This window comes from Citrobacter sp. S46_ASV_140 (genome assembly GCF_018919545.1).
Taxonomy (GTDB): Bacteria; Pseudomonadota; Gammaproteobacteria; order Enterobacterales; family Enterobacteriaceae; genus Citrobacter; species Citrobacter braakii.
The window spans coordinates 1-3,224 of sequence record NZ_JAHLRC010000222.1; the positions used below are offsets into that span (position 1 = coordinate 1).

5 protein-coding genes and 1 pseudogene are annotated in these 3,224 nt (G+C 49.4%); 3 read left to right on the forward strand and 3 right to left on the reverse strand.

The genetic code is table 11. From position 1 onward, the window contains the following. The 3 genes from KQJ19_RS23055 to KQJ19_RS23065 all read left to right on the forward strand — a co-directional run. Positions 1-581: PHP domain-containing protein (locus KQJ19_RS23055; RefSeq protein ID WP_216404233.1), on the forward strand; the 581-nt coding region annotated here is incomplete at its 5' end. A gap of 23 nt (positions 582-604) precedes the next feature. After that, entirely contained in the window at positions 605-1,159 is a 555-nt protein-coding gene (locus KQJ19_RS23060) for a molecular chaperone (RefSeq protein ID WP_216404234.1), read from the forward strand. Positions 1,160-1,260: 101 nt separating this feature from the next. Next, a complete protein-coding gene (locus tag KQJ19_RS23065; RefSeq protein WP_016156175.1) occupies positions 1,261-1,743 on the forward strand; it encodes a DUF1097 domain-containing protein in 483 nt (160 codons plus the stop codon). A 48-nt stretch (positions 1,744-1,791) separates the two neighbouring features. Here the strand turns inward: KQJ19_RS23065 and csgG are convergent, their stop codons facing one another. The 3 genes and pseudogenes from csgG to KQJ19_RS23080 all read right to left on the reverse strand — a co-directional run. After that, positions 1,792-2,625, reverse strand: a complete 834-nt coding sequence (csgG, locus tag KQJ19_RS23070) for a curli production assembly/transport protein CsgG (protein WP_016152598.1) — start codon at positions 2,623-2,625, stop codon at positions 1,792-1,794. A gap of 25 nt (positions 2,626-2,650) precedes the next feature. Beyond that, positions 2,651-3,064 carry a curli production assembly/transport protein CsgF gene (gene csgF, locus KQJ19_RS23075; protein WP_016152599.1) on the reverse strand — a complete coding sequence of 138 codons (414 nt, stop codon included), beginning with the start codon at positions 3,062-3,064 and terminating at the stop codon, positions 2,651-2,653. A gap of 25 nt (positions 3,065-3,089) precedes the next feature. Beyond that, positions 3,090-3,224 (reverse strand): annotated as a pseudogene (locus KQJ19_RS23080) (CsgE family curli-type amyloid fiber assembly protein); the annotation flags it as partial.

Sequence of the window (3,224 nt, forward strand, 5' to 3'; positions counted from 1 at the left end):
TTATTAATATGCGCATTTGGCCTCGTATCGTCGATGGCGTAGGGATCCTGCGCGGTATCGAGGCGAATATTAAGAATATTGAAGGCGAAATCGACTGTTCAGGTCCGATGTTTACTTCCCTGGATCTCATCATTGCGGGCTTCCATGAGCCGGTTTTTGCACCTCACGATAAAGACACCAATACCCAGGCAATGATAGCCACGATGGCCAGCGGTCACGTGCATATCATCAGCCATCCGGGGAACCCTAAATATCCCGTTGATATCACAGCGATTGCGCAGGCGGCGGCAAAATACCAGGTCGCGCTGGAAATCAATAACTCCTCGTTTTTGCATTCGCGTAAGGGGAGTGAGGACAATTGTCGCGCGGTCGCTGCGGCGGTGCGTGATGCCGGAGGCTGGGTGGCGTTAGGATCGGATTCACATACCGCTTTCACACTGGGTGAATTTGGTGAATGCCGTAAAATTCTGGATGATGTAAATTTCCCGGAAGACAGAATTTTAAACGTCACCCCTAAACGCCTGCTGGCGTTTCTGGAATCGCGAGGCATGGAGCCGATCGCGGAATTTGCTGAACTGTAATTGTTACTAACTGGAATATATCAATGAACGAGTTTTCTATCCTGTGTCGTGTACTGGGCTCGCTGTTTTACCGCCAACCGCAAGACCCTTTACTGGTTCCTCTGTTTACCCTGATTAGTGAAGGTAAACTGTCCGCCAATTGGCCGCTGGAACAGGACGAACAGCTCACTCGTCTGCAGAAAAGCTGCGATATGCCTCAGTTGGCTGCGGATTACAACGCGCTGTTTGTCGGCGACGAGTGTGCGGTGCCGCCTTATCGTAGCGCCTGGGTAGAAGGGGCGAAAGAATCCGATGTTCGTGCTTTTCTTTCTGCCCGCGGAATGCCGCTGGCAGATACGCCTGCAGATCATATTGGCACGCTGTTGCTGGCGGCTTCATGGCTTGAAGACCAGTCTGCGGAAGATGAAAGTGAAGCACTCGAAACCTTGTTTGTGGAATACCTGTTGCCCTGGTGCGGCACGTTCCTTGGCAAAGTTGAAGCGCATGCAAACACACAGTTCTGGCGTACCATGGCACCGTTAACGCGTGATGCCATTGGCGCGATGTGGGACGAATTGCAGGAAGATACCGAAGAGTAAATGTGATTTAGATCACTTTAAACTGCAACTCAAATTACATCATTGCATGAATTGTGTGCACGATCTCATTCCCATGCCGTTTTTCTGCTAAGATACGCGGCATGAACATACTTCTCTCAATTGCAATCACAACGGGCATTCTCTCTGGGATTTGGGGATGGGTGGCCGTATCTCTTGGTTTACTCAGTTGGGCTGGCTTTCTGGGCTGCACGGCCTATTTTGCCTGTCCGCAGGGTGGGCTGAAAGGGCTGTGGATCTCGGCGTGTACGCTGCTAAGCGGTGTGGTGTGGGCGTTGGTGATTATTAACGGTAGCGCGCTTGCCCCGCATATGGACATTATTGGTTATGTCATGACGGGAATTGTCGCGTTTCTCATGTGTATTCAGGCAAAGCAATGGTTGCTTTCATTTGTGCCGGGCACCTTTATTGGCGCATGCGCAACGTTTGCAGGGCAGGGTGACTGGCAGTTGGTCGTGCCTTCTCTGGCGCTGGGGCTGGTATTCGGCTATGCGATGAAAAACAGCGGATTGTGGCTGGCATCTCGTCGTGAGAATCGGCTATCGTCGACGCTGACCAGTAAATAAAAAAAGCGTGAGGGTTTTCCTCACGCTTTTTATGCTGTATCAGACCACTCAGGATTCCGGAGGTACCGACAAATGGCGGTATTTAACCAGGATGTCATTATCAACTTGTTTCTTATCCTGCAAATCCCACAATCCGCGATCAATCCCGTCATTAATCAGGAAGATAACACCGGTTTCAATTGCTGACATCAGACAAAGCATAACCGGTTCGTTAGAGGTGTAGCCAATTTCACCTTCCAACAGTCGCTGGTAGTCAATGAAGCGGAATACCCCAGCCTGCACTTCATAAGACAAGATAGTTTTGCTGGTATTCACCGATGAGAGGATTTCACCGGTACTAACGTTAACCACACGCAGGTTGACCGCTATCTGGTCGAGCTGGTACTGCGTATCGGCGCCAATACCGAAATAGCGCGCACCAACGCCACCCGATTTAACGTTGCTTTCATAACCAATAATTGACCCTTCTACCATGATGTTTGCCGCGGTCAGAGACTGCAGAGGGATCCGGTTATTAATGGCAACTGTGCCGTTTTCCTGAGCTGCACGAATGATTTTTCGTTCGTTAAGCAAGTTCTGCAATCCCTGACGTTCCAGCGGAACGAACCAACGAGAATCCTTCAATGCGGTGACAAGCATCGCCGTGGCGCTTTGCGGGACGGCGGTTGAGAAGTTACTTGCCGGATAAGGTTTAAACTGGCCAGTCTCATCCTGAATATTGTATACCGAGACAAATATCTTACCTGTAGGCATGGGCAGGTGCGTCAAGTCTTTATAGCTTTGGGCTCGGGGCATTAATGTCGGCTTAGCGGCTTCTTGCGGCGGGGCTGTTAAACATCCGCTGAGTAAAATTACTGCCACCATGATAAGTAAGCGCTGCATGATTTTTTCCTTTCGTGGCTATAATTTAGAAATCGGTCGACTGATTTTGTAAACCCGACACTTCAATAGTCGACGTTCTCCCCGTTTTCCTGTCCGTGACATTCAGTTGCAGTTGTCCATCCCGGTTGGCGATATCAACGATAAAATCGCTGGTTACCATCCTTCCCGGCTTACCGGTATTGATATTGGTAAGTAAGCCACCGAGTATTTGTGACTGGATCGCCTGGGTAAAGTTATCCAGCGCTGTTGGGGTTTCAATCCCGTAGTCGCCGGCACTCGGATCTTTATACGAGTTTTGCGCCTGGGCGCTGTTCAGTAAAAAAGAGCCGTTATTTGGGTTACCACCAAAGTTAGGATTGCGGAACTGGAACGTCATATTTCCGGCCCAACTTAATGGTGAAATCAGCATGAGCAAAACCACTGCATGTTTGACACGCATGAAAGCCTCCGGACAAAATCATGTTTTAGAATTCATCGCGCGCTAAATCGCTCGTGCTTAATAGTGTTTGATCTATTTGCCGACGATTTAATGCTTCCTCTGTTTCTGCCAATGCAAAGACCACAATTTTGTCGAAGTCTCTTTTCGTCGGGAATAAAAA

What these genes read in the sequence shown, in the direction of transcription:
- KQJ19_RS23060 (WP_216404234.1), top strand. Translation starts at nt 605, where the DNA reads ATGAACGAGTTTTCTATCCTGTGTCGTGTACTGGGCTCGCTGTTTTAC.
- KQJ19_RS23065 (WP_016156175.1), top strand. Translation starts at nt 1,261, where the DNA reads ATGAACATACTTCTCTCAATTGCAATCACAACGGGCATTCTCTCTGGG.
- csgG (WP_016152598.1), bottom strand. Translation starts at nt 2,625, where the DNA reads ATGCAGCGCTTACTTATCATGGTGGCAGTAATTTTACTCAGCGGATGT.
- csgF (WP_016152599.1), bottom strand. Translation starts at nt 3,064, where the DNA reads ATGCGTGTCAAACATGCAGTGGTTTTGCTCATGCTGATTTCACCATTA.